Origin of the sequence: Streptomyces fradiae ATCC 10745 = DSM 40063, from assembly GCF_008704425.1 — a bacterium.
GTDB classification, from domain to species: Bacteria; Actinomycetota; Actinomycetes; order Streptomycetales; family Streptomycetaceae; genus Streptomyces; species Streptomyces fradiae.
The window spans coordinates 1,744,291-1,758,991 of the sequence record NZ_CP023696.1 but is presented as its reverse complement, the minus strand read 5'-3'; the positions used below and the strand labels follow the sequence as shown (position 1 = coordinate 1,758,991).

The following is a 14,701-nucleotide window of genomic DNA, read 5'->3' as shown; positions in this document are numbered from 1 at the left end:
GTCCCCGTACCGCCGGGTCCCCCGTCCCCGTACCGCCGGGTCCCCCGTCCTGCCGGGCCCGTCCCCGTGCCGCCGCGGGCCCGGTGCCCGTACCACCGGGCCACCGGGCCGCCCGCGCGTGCGTCACCGTCCGCCGGGTCGCGGGGGTGCCGGGCCGCCGCGCCGACGGTTGCGCCGGGCGGACGGCCGGGGCGGGCCGCCCGGCGGGGTACCGGGGCGCATGGGGGACACTGGACGGGCACGACCCCCGCACCGACAGGAGCAGAGCCCCATGCCCCGCCTCGCCCTCTACTCGCTCGCCGTCTGTCTCCTCGCGACGGCCGCCGCCGTGGTCTCCTTCGTCCGGGGCCCCTGGTGGCTCGGCGTCGTCTGGGTGCTGCTCGCCGGTGTCTCCTCCAACATGAGCCTGTACTACCGGCGCCGCTCGCGCCCGGTCAGCGAGTGACGCCGAGCCCGGCCGCGTAGGCGCACACCGGGTCGGCCGCCCGCCAGAAGCGGTAGAGGTCGCGACCGCACGCCGACTCCGCGTCGCCGACGCCCAGCGCGCCGAGCACCCCGTCGACCAGGCCGAAGAAGACCTGGTTCACCTCCGGCGCCATCAGCAGCACGAACACCGCGACCAGCCCGTACGGGGCGAACGGCTCGACGCGCCGCCGCGCCCGCTCCGACAGCCACGGCTCCAGCACCCCGTACCCGTCGAGCCCCGGCACGGGCAGCGAGTTCAGCAGGGCCGCCGTCACCTGGAGCAGCGCCAGGAACGCCAGCGCGAACCGGAACCCGGCCGGTACGCCGTCCAGCGCGCCCAGCCAGAACGGCGCCGTGCAGACGAGGGCGAACAGCGCGTTCGTCAGGGGCCCCGCCGCCGAGACGAGGCTGTGCCGCAGACGGCCCCGGATGCGGTGCCGCTCGATGAACACGGCCCCGCCGGGCAGTCCGATGCCCCCCATGACGAGGAACAGCACCGGCAGCAGCACGCTGAGCACGGCGTGGGTGTACCGCAGCGGGTTCAGCGTCAGATAGCCCTTGTCGGCCACCGACAGGTCGCCGACGTGCAGCGCGGTACGGGCGTGCGCGTACTCGTGCAGGCACAGCGACACGACCCACGCCCCGGTGACGAAGACGAAGACGGCCGCGCCCTCGGCGAGGCCGGTCCCGGCCCCGCCGCGCCACACCGCCCAGCCGGCGGCGCCGGTGACGGCGGCGATGCCCAGGAACACGGGGCTGATCCGGCGCGAGGCGTCGACGGCCACGGGCGGTCCTCCTTCACGGCGACGGCCCCGACCGTACCGCCGTACCGCCCCGGCCGTACCGCCGTCCGCCCCGGCCCCTTCGGCCGTCCGCCACCGGCCGCTCGGCGCCGGCCGGCGGGAGGGCCGGCCGGCACGCGGGTGGCCGAGGCGGCACGGCCGTCGGCGCGGCCGGGCCGCTAGTGGAAGGTGTGCTCCTCGGCGGGGAACGCACCGCCCGCGACGTCCTGGGCGAACGCCTGCGCCGCGTCGCCGAGGGTCCGGCGCAGGTCGGCGTACTGCCGGGTGAAGCGCGGCACCTTGCCGCCGGTCAGCCCGGCCATGTCCGTCCACACCAGGACCTGCGCGTCGGTGTCGGGGCCCGCGCCGATGCCGATGGTCGGGATGTGCAGGGAGCGGGTGACCTCGGCGGCGAGCTCCGCCGGTACGAGCTCCAGGACGACCGCGAACGCGCCCGCGTCCTGCGCGGCCTTCGCGTCCCGCAGCAGCCGGTGGGCGTCCTCGTCGGCGCGGCCCTGCACCCGGTAGCCCATCGTGTTCACCGACTGCGGGGTCAGGCCGAGGTGGGACATGACCGGGATGCCCGACTGGACCAGCATCCGCGTCTGCGGCAGCGAGCGCTCGCCGCCCTCCAGCTTCACCGCGCCGACCCCGGCCTCCTTGACCAGGCGCGTCGCCGACCGCAGGGCCTGCACGGGGCCCTCCTGGTAGGAGCCGAACGGCAGGTCGCCGACGACCAGGGCGCGCCTGGTGCCCCGCACCACGGCGGCGGACAGCAGGGCCATCTCGTCCATCGTGACGGGCACGGTCGTCTCGTAGCCGAGGTGGCAGTTGCCCATGGAGTCGCCGACGAGGAGGACCGGGATGCCGGCCTCGTCGAAGACGGACGCCGTCATCGCGTCGTACGCGGTGAGCATGGGCCACTTCTCGCCGCGCTCCTTGGCGGCGGCGATGTCGTGGACGGTGACCCGGCGGGTGCCCTTCCCGCCGTACAGCGCCTTCGGATGCGTGGTGCCCTGCTCCCCGCTCGCGCCGGGGCCGCCGGCGCCGTTCTGTTTCGGGGCAGGCTGAAGCGTCATGTGAACGGCTCCTTCGTCATCTCGAGGCGCCCTGACGGCGTCCCCGGACCACGTCCATGGTGGCACTTCGTGCCGTGCGGGGGGAAGTGGGGGGAGGAGCCGGGCGGAGACCGGGGAGACGCGGGAGGGGGCCGAGGGGGAGTACCGGGGAGGAGTAACAGCGGACGGCGCCCTTCCGGTTTCCGGCCTACGGTGAGCCCATGGACCGGCCCCCGCCCCACGCCCCGCGCCCCGCGCCCGACGGCGCACCGGACGACGGGGCGCCGCCGTCCGGCGGCGCGCCCGGCGGGCCGGTCCGCGAGGTGCCGCCGGAGGTGCACCGGCGGCGCTGGGCCATCCTGGCGGTGCTGATGCTCAGCCTGCTCTTCGTGGTGCTGGACAACTCGATCCTGAACGTCGCCGTCAAGACCATCGCCGGCCCGCCGCCCGTCGGCATCGGCGCCACCCAGAGCCAGCTGGAGTGGGCGATCAACGCCTACTCCCTGGTCTTCGCCGGTCTGCTGTTCACGGCGGGGCTCCTCGGCGACCGGATCGGCCGCCGCAGGACGCTCGTCTTCGGCACCGTCGTCTTCGGCGCCGCCTCGGCGCTGGCGGCCTTCGCCGACTCGCCGGTCGAGCTCGTCGCGTACCGGGCGGTGATGGGGTTCGGGGCGGCGTTCGTCATGCCCGCGACGCTCGCCATCCTGATGAACGTCTTCGAACGGGACGAGCAGCCCAAGGCCATCGGCGTGTGGGTCGGCGCGGTCGGCGTGGCCATCGCGATCGGCCCCGTGCTCGGCGGGCTGCTCCTGGAGCACTTCTGGTGGGGTTCGATCTTCCTGGTGAACGTCCCGGTCGTCGCGGTGTCGCTGACCGCCGTGGCGCTGATCGTCCCCGAGTCCCGCGACCCCGCGCCGGGGCGGATCGACCCGGTCGGGGTGGCCCTGTCGATCCTCGGCCTCGTCCTGCTCGTCTTCGGCATCATCCGGGGCGGCGAACTCGCCGACCTCACCCACCCCACGGCGCTGCTGCCCGCCGCCGGGGGACTGCTGGTGCTGGCCGCGTTCGTCGTCCACGAGCGGCGCACCCCCCATCCGGCGCTCGACATGGCGTACTTCCGCCAGCCCGTCTTCCTGGCGGCGGTCGGCGGGATCACCCTCGTGTTCTTCGCCCTGATGGGCGTCACCTTCGTCTCCGTCTTCTACCTCCAGTCCGTACGCGGCTTCAGCCCGCTCCAGGCGGGCCTGCTGCTCCTGCCGCTCGCCGTGACGCAGCTGCTGTTCGCGCCGCGCTCCCGGCTGCTGGTGCGGCGGTTCGGGGCGCGCACGGTGTGCGCGGCCGGGCTGCTCACGGTCGCGGCGTGCCTGGCCGCGTTCGCCGCGTTCGACACGGGCACGCCGGTGTGGGCGGTGGAGCTGGTGCTGTTCGCCCAGGGCGCGGGCATGGCCCACGTCATGCCGCCCGTGACGGTCGCCGTGATGCAGGCGCTGCCCCGCGAGAAGGCCGGCTCCGGGTCGGCGGTGAACACCACGTTCCGCCAGATCGGCGGGGCGCTCGGGGTGGCGGTGCTCGGCTCGCTGCTGTCCGCCGTCTACCGGGGCAGCGTCGAGGAGCACCTGGGCGCCCTGCCGCCGGGCGCGCGGGAGCGGGCGGGCGAGTCCGTGGAGGCCACCCTCGCGGCGGCGCGGCGGCTGGGGCCGGCGGGTGAGGCGCTGGTCGCCCCGGCGCAGTCGGCGTTCCTCTCCGCGATGCACGTCACGGTCCTGTGCGCGGCCGGGGCGGCGGTGGCGGGCGCCGTCGTGGTGGCCGCGTTCCTGCCGGGGCGCCGCCCGCCGGAGGGCGGCCGGGCACCGGAGGCGCGGGACGCCCCGCGCGAGCCCGTCGCCGGCCGGGGGCCGCTCGGCTCGGACTGAACGGCCGGGCGGCCGCCGCACCGGCCCCGGAGGGTGCCGCACCGGCCCCGGGGGGTGCCGCACCGAACGCCCGGGCGAGTGTGCGCGTTTCGTCACAACCCGCCCGGCGCCCGCACCCCCCAGGAACCCCGCCCGTGACACCCGTCGTCCCTCCACCAGTACGGCCGTGCCGCGACCCTCCGGTGATCCCCTAGGGTCGGGTTCCGGCACGGGAACGACCAGCAGCAGGTGAGGAAGACGCGATGGCGCGGGTGGACGACATGACGGGGACGGGCAACGGCGCCGGGGAGGAACGGCGCACGGGGTCCCGGCTCCGTTCGGCGGCCGTCCGCCGGCTGCGCGACCCCGGTGTCTGGCGGCGCGGCGCCGTGCTCTCCGTGTGCGCGATCCTGCTGGCACTGCTGATGGTCCTGCACCGCCACGTCCCCAACGACGTCGGCAACCTGGGCAGCCTCATCGAGACGTTCCTGCCCTGGTTCGGCCTGTTCGTGCCGGTGCTCGCGGTCCTGGCGCTGCTGCGCCGCTCGGCGACCGCGCTGATCGCCGTCCTCGTCCCGGCCCTCGTCTGGGTGGGCAGCTTCGGCGGCCTCGTCACCGACAAGAACGGCCCCGGCGGCGACCTGATGGTCGTCTCGCACAACGTGAACGCCGACAACCCGGACCCGCAGGGCACCGCGTCGGCCGTCGCGGCGTCCGGGGCGGACGTGGTGGCGCTGGTCGAGCTGAAGCCCGGGATGGTCCCGGTGTACGAGAAGGCGCTGGCCGCCGCCTACCCGTACCACTCGGTGCGCGGGACGGTCGGCCTGTGGAGCCGGTACCCGGTCGGGGACAGCGGCCCCGTGGACATCCGGCTCGGCTGGACCCGCGCCATGCGGGCCACGGTGTCCGCGCCGCAGGGCCCCGTCGCCGTGTACGTGGCGCACCTGCCGTCCGTGCGGGTCAAGCTCAGGGCCGGCTTCACCGCCAACCAGCGGGACCGCAGCGCCGACCGGCTGGGCGAGGCCATCGCCGCCGAGCCGAACCGCCGGGTGATCCTCCTCGGCGACCTCAACGGCACCATGAACGACCGCTCCCTGAACGCCGTCACCTCCCAGATGCGCTCCACGCAGGGCGCGGCGGGCGACGGCATGGGCTTCAGCTGGCCGGCCTCCTTCCCCATGGCCCGCATCGACCAGATCCTGGTGCGGGGCGTCGAGCCGGCCGCGTCCTGGTCGCTGCCGCGCACCGGCAGCGACCACCTGCCGATCGCCGCCCGCGTGACGTTCTGACCCGGCGGGTACGGGGGCGGGGCTGCCCCCCCCGGGTGGCGGGTGGCTCCCGCACGGGCGGCGCCGCCGCCACCGCCTCGGCGGCCGGGGGCCGCCCCGCCTCGGCGGCCGGGCCGCGCCGCTGCACGGGGCGTGCCGCGGCGCTACACCGGGCGGGTGGCGGCCGTCTCGCTCCAGCGGTTGGTGACGGGCAGGCGGCGGTCCTTGCCGAAGCCCTTCGCGGAGATCTTCGTCCCCGGCGGGTACTGGCGCCGCTTGTACTCGGCGGCGTCCACCATCCGCAGCGTCCGGGCCACAAGCTCCTCGTCGAAGCCCGCCGCGACGATCGCGTCCATGCCCTGGTCCCGGTCCACGTACAGCTCCAGGACGCGGTCCAGCACGTCGTAGTCGGGCAGCGCGTCCGCGTCGACCTGGCCCGGCCGCAGCTCGGCGCTGGGCGGCTTGGTGAGGGAGCTCTCCGGGATCGGAGGCGTCCCGCCGCGCTCCGCGGCCACCCGGTTGCGCCACCGCGCCAGCCGGAACACCCCCGTCTTGTACACGTCCTTGATGGGCCCGAACGCGCCGACCGAGTCGCCGTACAGCGTCGAGTAGCCGACCGCCAGCTCGGACTTGTTGCCCGGCGCGAGGACGAGGTGGCCCTCCTGGTTGGAGAGCGCCATCAGCAGCGTGCCGCGCAGCCGCGCCTGGAGGTTCTCCTCCGCCGGCCCGCTCAGGTCCAGCGCCGCCATGTAGGCGTCGAACATCGGCTCGATCGACACGGTGCGGAAGTTCAGCCCGGTGCGGCGCGCCAGCTCGGCGGCGTCGGTCCGGGAGTGCTCCGACGAGTACCGGGACGGCATCGACACGCCGTACACGTTCGCCGCGCCCAGCGCGTCGCAGGCGACGGCGGCCACCAGCGCCGAGTCGATCCCGCCCGACAGGCCGATCAGCACCGACCGGAAGCCGTTCTTCGCGACGTACGCCCGCAGCCCCACCACCAGGGCCGAGTAGACCTCCTCGTCGTCGTCGAGCCGGTCCGCCCGCCCGCCGGTCAGCTCGGGCGGACCGGCGGGCAGCGGCTCCTCCGACAGGACCACCCGGTCGATCCGCAGCCCGTCGTCCACCGTGCCGCGGGCCGGTTCGGCGGACGCGGCGGGCAGGTCGAGGTCGAGGACGACGCACCCCTCCGCGAACTGCGGGGCCCGCGCGATCACCTCGCCGCTCGCGTCGACCACGATCGAGTCGCCGTCGAAGACCAGCTCGTCCTGCCCCCCGGTCATCGCCAGGTACGCCGTCACGCAGCCGGCCTCGCGGGCACGGCGGCGCACCAGCTCCAGGCGGGTGTCGTCCTTGTCCCGCTCGTACGGGGAGGCGTTCACGGACAGCAGCAGCCCGGCACCGGCGCTGCGGGCGGCGGGCACCCGGCCGCCGTCCTGCCACAGGTCCTCGCAGATCGCCAGCGCCACGTCCACGCCGTGGACCCGCAGCACCGGCAGCGTGTCGCCCGGCACGAAGTAGCGGAACTCGTCGAAGACGCCGTAGTTCGGCAGGTGGTGCTTGGCGAAGGCCAGCACGACCTCGCCGCCGTGCAGCACGGCGGCGGCGTTCTGCGGGGCGCCCGCGGGCTGGCCGTACCGGGGCTGCGCCCGCTCGGAGCGGTCCAGGTAGCCGACGACCACCGGGAGGTCCCCGAAGCCCTCGGCGGCGAGCCGGGCGGCCAGCTCCCGCAGCCGGGCGCGGGACGCCTCCACGAACGAGGACCGCAGCGCGAGGTCCTCGACGGGGTAGCCGGTCAGCGCCATCTCGGGGAACGCGACGAGATGCGCCCCCCGCTCGGCGGCGTGCCGGGTCCAGCGGACGACCGCCTCGGCGTTCCCGGCGAGGTCGCCGACGGTCGAGTCGATCTGGTTCAGGGCGAGGCGTAGTCGAGGCACGCGCCCAGTCTAATCGTCAGATCGACGCTATGTCGTGGGGAGGGGGCCGTTCGTCCTCGCGAACGGAGGGCGGAGAGGGTGGGCGGGGGCGGATGCGGGGGCGGGACGGCACGCGGGTGCGGGGCGGCCCCGAGGGCCCGCCGGGCCGGGGGCGCCGACGGGCGGGGCCGCCCGCCGGCGCCCGGCAGGCGCTGAGCGGGGCGGGCGGGCCGCCCCGCGCGAGGCGCTAGCGGCGGTAGCCGAGGACGGTCATCATGCCCGCCTCCGCGTGGTAGACGTTGTGGCAGTGGAGCATCCACAGGCCCGGGTTGTCGGCGTCGAAGTCCGCCGTCAGCGTCTCGCCCGGCAGGATCACCGCCGTGTCCTTGCGGGGTCCGCCGGGCCCGCCCAGGGCGAACGTGTGGCCGTGCAGGTGCAGCGGGTGCCACATCTCCGTCGCGTTGGTGAACACCAGCCGGACCCGCTCGCCCGCCTTCACCGGGTGCCGCTGGTCCGGCGTGTAGGGCCTGCCGTCGAACGCCCAGTCGTACCGGGCCATCCCGCCGGTCAGCCGGATCCGCACCGTGCGGTCCGGCTTCCGGGCGGCCAGCGCCACCGGCTCGGCCGCCTTCAGCCGGGCGGCGTCGAGCACCGGTCCGGCCAGCTCCTTCGGGCGGACGGAGGCGGCGGGCGCCGCGCCCCGGCCGGTGCGCAGCACGGCGAGCGCGGCGGCCTTCTTCCCCTCGGCGGCGGCGACCAGCGGGAACACCCCGTCCCCGGCGGTGACCAGCACGTCGTACCGCTCGCCCATGCCGATCAGCAGGGCCCCGGTCTCGACGGGCCGGACCGGGAAGCCGTCCGTGTGCGTCACGGTCATGCGGTGCCCGCCGAGCGCGACGCGGAACGCGGTGTCGCCGCCCGCGTTGACGATCCGCAGCCGCACCCGGTCGCCCGGCTTGGCGCGGAACTCGGCGGGCGCCTCCGCCGTACGCCCGTTGACCAGGTAGTACGGGTAGGCGACGTCCCCGGCGTCCCCGCCGAGCAGGTCGCTGGTGGCGCCCATCATCATCCGGGACGGACCGCCGGACCCCGCCGGGGCCGGCGAGGCCGGGGAGGCGGCGGGCCCGTGCCCCGCGTGGCCGCCCGCGCCCCCCGTACCGGCTGTGCCGTCGCCGCTGTCGCCGCCGCCCGCCGCGTGGCCCTCGTGGCCGCCGCCGTGGCCCCCGGAGTGCCCCGCGTGGCCGCCGCCCATGCCCCGGCTCAGCTCCGCCAGCACGGCGTCCGGGGTGGAGCCGTCCACGCCGTCCAGCCAGTCGTCCAGCACGACCACCCACTCCGCGTCGTACGCCAGCGGCTCCTTCGGGTCCTCCACGATCAGCGGCGCGTACAGGCCCCGGTCCTGCTGGGTGCCCGAGTGCGGGTGGAACCAGTACGTGCCCGGGTGCGGCACGGCGAACCGGTACGTGAACTCCGTGCCGGGCGCGATGTCCCGCTGCGTCAGGCCGGGGACCCCGTCCATGTCGTTGCGCAGGGCCAGACCGTGCCAGTGCAGGCTCGTGGCCTGCGGCAGGTGGTTGGCGAGGGTGAGCGCCAGCGTGTCGCCCGCCGTGACCCGCACCTCCTTGCCGGGCAGCTCGCCGCCGTACGCCCAGCTCCGCACCGTGCGGCCCGCGCCCAGGTCGAGGGCGGCGGCCGTGGCGGTGAGGCGGACGGCGCGGACGGGGCCCTTGCCGCGCGCCGCCTCCGCGGCGGCGACCTCCGGACCGTCCGGGGCGACGAACCCCTGCGGGGCGGGCGCCCCGGAGGCGGACGGGCCGTGGGGGCCGCCGTGGCCGCCGTGGGCCGAGCCGCCGGAGCCGGTGCAGGCGGAGAGGGCGGCCGTACCGGCGGCGGCCAGCCCGACCCCGAGGAGGGCACGGCGGGTCGCCGCCGGGGCGGGGGCGCGGTCCAGGGGCGGGGCGGACGGGGCCGTCGGAGCCGACGGGGTCGAGGGGGTGGACGGGGACGACGGCGTACGGGAAGCACGCATGATGGCGAACACCTCGTATCGGTGTGAAGTGGTGCGGATCGGTAGGAAGCCGGGCGCCGCGCGGGCACGCCGGAGGCACGGAGGGGCACGGCCGGTCGCCGTGCCGATCCGCTCCTAGATCCGCAGCACCGAGAGTTCCGCGAGGGCCACACGCGTCGGTGGCGGCGTGGGCGGGGGCCACAGACCGCCGGGTACCCGCCCGGCGGGGGAGCCGACGTCCGGGCCGCGCGCGGTCCGCCGACCGCGCCGCGGCAGCCGCAGCAGCGCCACCCCGGCCAGGCCGAAGCCGGCCGAGCCGATCAGCGCCAGGCACATGGAGGCCGCATCCAAACCGCTCAGCGGCGCGTCTTCAGGGACGACAGGCGCCGGGGCGCCGTGCACGGCCGCGTGCCCGGAGTGATCCGCGGCCGCCGAGCCGTGGGCGGGCGCCGCCACCGAGTGCGCGCCCGCATGTTCCGAAGGGTGGCCCCACGTGTGCATCGTCACGATGCCGAACAGCAGAGCGGCGAGCAGCAGCAGCCGCCCCAGACCCGACGCGCTGTCGGCGCGCCGCCCGCTCACCCTGTCGACCATGCGCCGAAGCCTACCCCCGCGGGGTACCGGGACGGCGAGAGCCCGGCGGCCGGCCGGTGCCCCGGCGGCGGGGCGGGCGGCCTGCGATCGGGTGACCGGGCGCGAGACCGGCGAACGGGCGGCCGGCGCTCCGGCGGCCGGCGCTCCCGTGGCCGGACGGGCGGCGACCCGGTGACCGGACGGCGGGCGGGCGGCCCGGCGGGGCGCCGGGACGTGGGCGCCCCCGCCGCGTCGGAGCGGGACAGCGGGGCCGGTCGGCGGCACGCGGCTGCGGGCGAGCGGGAGGCGAGGGCGGGCGGGCCGGGCCCGGTGACGCGGGAGCCTGACCCGGCCGCCCGAGTGCCCGGCCCGGCCGCGCAGCGGCCCCCGGCGAAGGGGGAGCGGGAGGCGGCGGGCTCGCGGTGCCCGGCGGTGGACGGGCGCGCCCCGATGGCCCGGGAGCGGGACGTATCCGAGGAGCGGGACGTATCCGAGGAGCGGGACGTATCCGAGGAGCGGGACGTATCCGAGGAGCGGGACGTATCCGAGGAGCGGGACGTATCCGAGGAGCGGGACGTATCCGAGGAGCGGGACGTACCCGAGGAGCGGGACCCCGCCGGGCCCGGTGGCGGGCGGTTCGTCGCCGTGCTGCTCGCCCTGGGCGCCCTCACGTACAGCGTGTGGCTCCTCGAAGGCCCCCTGGCCACCGGACTGGACCCCGTCCAGTCGTACGTGAGCGAGCTGGCCGCCACCGACCAGCCGTTCGGCGCCCTCTTCCGCGCCACCGACCTGCTCGCGGGACTCCTGCTGCTGGCCGCCGCGCTGCCCCGGCTGCTCGCGGCCCGGCGCCGCTTCTGGGCGGCCGGCGGATGGGCCGCGCTGGCCCTGTTCGGCGCGGCCACCGCCGCCGACTCCCGGCTGCCGCTGAGCTGCGCGCCCACCGTCGACGCCCTGTGCGCGGCCCGCGAGGACGCCGGACTCGTGCCGTTCGGGCACACCGCGCACGCCGTGAGCTCCGGCCTCGCGACGACCGGTGCCGTCACGGCGGTCGTCGCGCTCACCGTCGCCGCCCGCCGCTACGGCTGGTGGCCGCCCCTCGCCCGTACGGGGCCGCTCCTCGTCGTACTGGAGCTCGCCGCCACCGCCTGGACGCTGGTGGGGGTCGCCGCGTTCGAGGCGGAGCGCGGGCACTGGGGGCTCGGCGCGGGGCAGCGCGCGCAACTGCTGCTGCTGGCGGTGTGGCTCCTGGTGCTGGCGTGGTCCCTGTGGCGGGGGCCGGGCCGGGGCGACGGCGGGGGAGGGCGGTGGCTCCGGGCCGGACGGCGGCGGGCGGAGGCCCCGGCCGGGCCCGGAGGCCGTTCGTCCGGGGGCCCGCCCGGGGGCCGGTCCGGGGGCCGGTCCGGGGGTTTGCCCGGGGGCCCGGCCGGGGGCCGGTCCGGGAGGGGCCGGTGAGCGGCGGGGCGGTGAGCGGCGGGACGGCGAGCCGCTTCGTACGGGTCGGGGGCGTGCCACACCACGTGGTCGTCGAGGGCTCGGGGCCGGTGTGCGTGCTGAGCGCCGGACTGGCGCTGAGCTGGTTCGACTGGGACCCGGTCGTGCCGCTGCTCGCCCCGCACCGCACGGTCGTCCGCTTCGACCGGCCGGGCCACGGGCTGAGCGGCCCCGCCCGGACGGCGCCCACCGCGCGCGGCGAGGCGCACCGGATCGCCGCCCTGCTGGACGCGCTCGGCCGGGGCGGCGAACGGGTGACCGTCGTCGGCCACTCCCTCGCCGGCCTCCACGCGGAGGCGTTCGCCCGGCTGCACCCCGGCCGGACGGCGGCGCTGGTCCTGGCCGACGCGTCCGTGGAGGCGGACGCCCGCCCGCCGGGCCCGCGCGCCGCCGCGCTGCGCACCGCCGCGGCGCGCGCCACCGGGGCGCTGCTCACCGCCGCGGGGCTGCCCGCCGCGCTGGGCCCGCACGCCCGCCGGGCGCTGGTCCGCCTCTCGCGTGCCGGGTACGCGCCCGACCCGGCCGACCCCGCGCGCGTACGCCGCTGCTACCGCACCCGCCGCGTCGTGGACGGCGCCCTGCTGGAGAACGCCCACTACCGGACCGTGGCGGCCGGGCTCCTCGCCCTGCGCGCCCGGCACCCGCTGCCCGGCGCGCTGCCGGTCACCGTGCTGGCCGCCCCGGACTCCCCGGACGGCACCGACCGCTGGACGGCCCGCCAGCGGGCGCTCGCCGCCGCGCTGGGCGCCCGGCTCCGCCTCGTCCCCGGCGCGGGGCACCTGCTCATGCTGGACCGCCCCGGCGCGGTCGCCGAGGCGGTCCTGCGCCCGCCCGGCCGGTGAACGGCCGGGCGGGCGGGCGCGTCGCGGGCCGGGTCAGGCCCTCGCGTACACGCTCTGGGCGAACTCGGCGACCTGGTCGTCCGGCAGGTGCCGGGCGAGGTCGGCCTCGCTGATGATGCCGACCAGCCGCTTGTTCTCGATGACCGGCAGGCGCTTGATCTGGTGGCCGCGCATCTCGTTGAGCACCTCGCTGACGTCTGCGGAGGCCTCGATCCAGCGGGGGGTGCCCTCGGCGATGTCGCCGCACGTCACGCGGGACGGGTCGTGGCCCGCCGCGACGCACTTCACGACGATGTCGCGGTCCGTGACGATGCCGCAGAGCCGCTCGTTCTCGTCGGCGATGGGCAGCGCGCCCACCTTGTGGTCGCGCATGAGCTGGGCGGCGCGGTCCAGGGTCTCGTGGGCCGGGATCCAGTGGGCACCGGTGTGCATGATGTCTCGGGCGGTGGTCATCAGGCGCGTACCTCCGTAAAGGGCATACGTGGTCTCCCCGAGCCCCTCCATTCTGGCCGCGCCCCCACCCCCGCGCGACCGCTGGCGCCCGCCGCCCCCCTGTCGGCCCACCCGTGGTCCGACGGCCCGTGCCCCGCTCCGGCGGCCCGTCCCCGGACCCGGCGGACGTCCCCGGACCCGGTACCGGCCCCGGCGACCGCACCGGATCGGCACGGGGGCGGCACGGGCCCACCGGACGGCCCCGCCCCCGGCTTCGGCGGGCGGCGGCCCTGCGGCCGGCTTCCCCTACCGGTCCCCGACGGCCGGGCCCTACGTACCGGGCGGCGGCCTACCGGGCGGCGCCCCAGCGGGCGGCGCCCCCCCGTCCGGGCGGCCCCCGCCCGCGCGGGAGGGAGCCGCCCGCCCCCGGCGGGGTCAGCCGCGCGGCCGGGCGCCCCGCGCCGCCAGCAGGCCGGTCATCAGGTCGATCTCCGACTGCTGGGCGTCGACCATGCCCCGCGCCAGCCCGCGCTGCACGTCCACGCGGCACGCGTCGACGCAGCCGCGCGCCATGGCGACGCCGCCCTCGTGGTGGTCGATCATCAGCTGGAGGTAGAGCACCTCGGCCGCCACACCGTCCGCCGCCCGCAGCCGCTCCAGCTCGGCCCTGGTGGCCATGCCGGGCATCAGCGCCCCGCCGCCGGCCGGGCCGCCCTCCGGGCCGCCACCCGTGGCACCGCCACTCGTGTGACCGCCGTGGCCGTCACCGCCGCCGTGCGCCGCTCCGTGTCCGCCGCCCATCCAGGCCATCGGCTCGCGGTCCGGCGCCGCCTTCGGCAGGCCCCACAGGTCCAGCCAGCCCAGCATCATGCCGCGCTGGTTCGCCTGGGTGTTGGCGATGTCGTACGCGAGGCGCCGCACCTCCTCGTCGTCCGTGCGGTCCCGTACGGCGAACGACATCTCCACCGCCTGCTGGTGGTGGACCGACATGTCCCGCGCGAACCCGGCGTCCGCCGAGTCGGCGCCCGGCACGGCGGACGCCGCCGACGGCCCGGCGCCGTCCCGGCCCAGCGCCGTGACGGTGGCCCAGCCCGCGAACAGCAGCGCCAGGGCCACCGCACCCGCGGCGAACCAGAGGGTCCGGCCGCCGGGGCCCGTACGGGTGACGGCGCCCACCGGCGACCCGGCACCCCCGGCCCCGGACTCGGCCCCGGCCCCGGACTCGACCTCGGCCCCGGACTCGGGCTCCCGCCCGGCGGCCGGCCCCGGCCCCGTACGGGGGGTCACTTCCCGGTGCCGTTCAGGCCGCCCGTGCACGCCGCCCCCGGCTCGGGCGTCTGGGGGCCCTGCACGTACTTGGCGAGGAACTGGTTCACACGCGGGTCGTCGGCGCTGTCGACGGTGACCTGCTTGCCCCACGCCGTCAGCATGATCGCGCCGGTCTGCTCCCCGACCGGGCTCATCATCGTGTACGGCGTCCGGGCGACCTTCTTCTCCAGCGTCTCGACCGCGTCCTTCGGCGCCTTGGCGTTGTACGTCACCCACACCGCGCCGTGCTCCAGCGAGTGGACGGCGTTCACCTCGGGGACGGGCTCCTTGTAGACGGCGCCGTCGCAGTCCATCCACGCCTGGTGGTGGTCGCCGCCGACCGGCGGCTTCATCGGGTACGCCACGGTCTGCGTGACGTGGTCGCGGCCCAGCTCCTTCGCGTCCCAGGACTTCTCGTCCCTGACCGGGGCCTTCGCCGCGGCCTCCTCGCGCTGCCTCTCCTCCGACTCCTCGTTGAGGACGTACGCGCCGAAGCCCACGAGACCGGCGACCACGGCGGCGCTCACGGTCAGCGTGAGGACGCGGGCGCGGCGCTCGCGGGCCTGTTCGGCCTTGCGCATCTGCTCGACCCGGGCACGGCGGTCGGCGGAGGCGGAACGGTGTGCGGACATGGTGAATCGATCCTTCTGTGCGAGCGCCCCCGAAGGG

The 14,701-nt window shown here is 77.1% G+C and carries 12 protein-coding genes and 1 pseudogene; 5 read left to right on the top strand and 8 right to left on the bottom strand.

Going from position 1 to position 14,701, the window contains the following annotated elements; genetic code table 11:
- The first annotated feature begins 220 nt into the window (after positions 1-220).
- Entirely contained in the window at positions 221-445 is a 225-nt protein-coding gene (locus tag CP974_RS07750) for a hypothetical protein (RefSeq protein ID WP_078915717.1), read from the top strand.
- Here the strand turns inward: CP974_RS07750 and CP974_RS07745 are convergent.
- Positions 435-1,250, bottom strand: a complete 816-nt coding sequence (locus CP974_RS07745) for a site-2 protease family protein (RefSeq protein WP_031133412.1) — start codon at positions 1,248-1,250, stop codon at positions 435-437. The two genes, CP974_RS07750 and CP974_RS07745, sit on opposite strands and share 11 nt — an antisense overlap.
- Positions 1,251-1,426: 176 nt before the next feature.
- Positions 1,427-2,326, bottom strand: coding sequence for a 3-methyl-2-oxobutanoate hydroxymethyltransferase (gene panB / locus CP974_RS07740; protein WP_031133413.1), 900 nt, complete (start codon positions 2,324-2,326; stop codon positions 1,427-1,429).
- Positions 2,327-2,526: 200 nt separating this feature from the next.
- On the opposite strand from panB, the gene CP974_RS07735 reads away from it, so the two are divergent.
- On the top strand, positions 2,527-4,218 hold the full coding sequence (locus CP974_RS07735) for a DHA2 family efflux MFS transporter permease subunit (RefSeq protein ID WP_051839649.1): 1,692 nt from the start codon (positions 2,527-2,529) through the stop codon (positions 4,216-4,218).
- A 242-nt stretch (positions 4,219-4,460) separates the two neighbouring features.
- A complete protein-coding gene (locus CP974_RS07730) occupies positions 4,461-5,486 on the top strand; it encodes an endonuclease/exonuclease/phosphatase family protein (RefSeq protein WP_031133417.1) in 1,026 nt (341 codons plus the stop codon).
- Between the two features lie 143 nt (positions 5,487-5,629).
- On the opposite strand, the gene CP974_RS07725 is transcribed toward CP974_RS07730, so the two are convergent.
- The 3 genes from CP974_RS07725 to CP974_RS07715 form a co-directional block, all read right to left on the bottom strand.
- Positions 5,630-7,399, bottom strand: coding sequence for an NAD+ synthase (locus CP974_RS07725; RefSeq protein ID WP_031133419.1), 1,770 nt, complete (start codon positions 7,397-7,399; stop codon positions 5,630-5,632).
- A gap of 226 nt (positions 7,400-7,625) precedes the next feature.
- Positions 7,626-9,407, bottom strand: a complete 1,782-nt coding sequence (locus CP974_RS07720; protein WP_078915932.1) for a multicopper oxidase family protein — start codon at positions 9,405-9,407, stop codon at positions 7,626-7,628.
- Between the two features lie 114 nt (positions 9,408-9,521).
- The gene (locus CP974_RS07715) at positions 9,522-9,980 is read right to left on the bottom strand and encodes a DUF6153 family protein (RefSeq protein WP_031136933.1); all 459 of its coding nucleotides are present in this window, start codon (positions 9,978-9,980) and stop codon (positions 9,522-9,524) included.
- A gap of 624 nt (positions 9,981-10,604) precedes the next feature.
- Between CP974_RS07715 and CP974_RS30950 the strand changes: the two are divergent.
- Positions 10,605-11,231: pseudogene (locus CP974_RS30950) on the top strand (DUF998 domain-containing protein); the annotation flags it as partial.
- A 233-nt stretch (positions 11,232-11,464) separates the two neighbouring features.
- Complete coding sequence (locus tag CP974_RS07695; protein ID WP_223844487.1) at positions 11,465-12,292, top strand: alpha/beta fold hydrolase; 828 nt, start codon at positions 11,465-11,467, stop codon at positions 12,290-12,292.
- 33 nt (positions 12,293-12,325) lie between these two features.
- Here the strand turns inward: CP974_RS07695 and CP974_RS07690 are convergent, their stop codons facing one another.
- From CP974_RS07690 to CP974_RS07680, 3 genes are all read right to left on the bottom strand, one after another.
- A complete protein-coding gene (locus CP974_RS07690; RefSeq protein WP_031136419.1) occupies positions 12,326-12,745 on the bottom strand; it encodes a CBS domain-containing protein in 420 nt (139 codons plus the stop codon).
- A gap of 414 nt (positions 12,746-13,159) precedes the next feature.
- Positions 13,160-13,900: a DUF305 domain-containing protein gene (locus tag CP974_RS07685; RefSeq protein WP_031136417.1), complete on the bottom strand. Its 741-nt coding sequence runs from the start codon at positions 13,898-13,900 to the stop codon at positions 13,160-13,162.
- A gap of 107 nt (positions 13,901-14,007) precedes the next feature.
- Positions 14,008-14,664 (bottom strand): thioredoxin-like domain-containing protein, encoded by a 657-nt coding sequence (locus tag CP974_RS07680; protein ID WP_031136415.1) that lies wholly within the window; start codon positions 14,662-14,664, stop codon positions 14,008-14,010.
- Between the last annotated feature and the right edge of the window lie 37 nt (positions 14,665-14,701).

What these genes read in the sequence shown, in the direction of transcription:
- CP974_RS07730 (WP_031133417.1), top strand. Translation starts at nt 4,461, where the DNA reads ATGGCGCGGGTGGACGACATGACGGGGACGGGCAACGGCGCCGGGGAG.
- CP974_RS07735 (WP_051839649.1), top strand. Translation starts at nt 2,527, where the DNA reads ATGGACCGGCCCCCGCCCCACGCCCCGCGCCCCGCGCCCGACGGCGCA.
- CP974_RS07690 (WP_031136419.1), bottom strand. Translation starts at nt 12,745, where the DNA reads ATGACCACCGCCCGAGACATCATGCACACCGGTGCCCACTGGATCCCG.
- CP974_RS07720 (WP_078915932.1), bottom strand. Translation starts at nt 9,407, where the DNA reads ATGCGTGCTTCCCGTACGCCGTCGTCCCCGTCCACCCCCTCGACCCCG.
- panB (WP_031133413.1), bottom strand. Translation starts at nt 2,326, where the DNA reads ATGACGCTTCAGCCTGCCCCGAAACAGAACGGCGCCGGCGGCCCCGGC.
- CP974_RS07715 (WP_031136933.1), bottom strand. Translation starts at nt 9,980, where the DNA reads ATGGTCGACAGGGTGAGCGGGCGGCGCGCCGACAGCGCGTCGGGTCTG.
- CP974_RS07750 (WP_078915717.1), top strand. Translation starts at nt 221, where the DNA reads ATGGGGGACACTGGACGGGCACGACCCCCGCACCGACAGGAGCAGAGC.
- CP974_RS07680 (WP_031136415.1), bottom strand. Translation starts at nt 14,664, where the DNA reads ATGTCCGCACACCGTTCCGCCTCCGCCGACCGCCGTGCCCGGGTCGAG.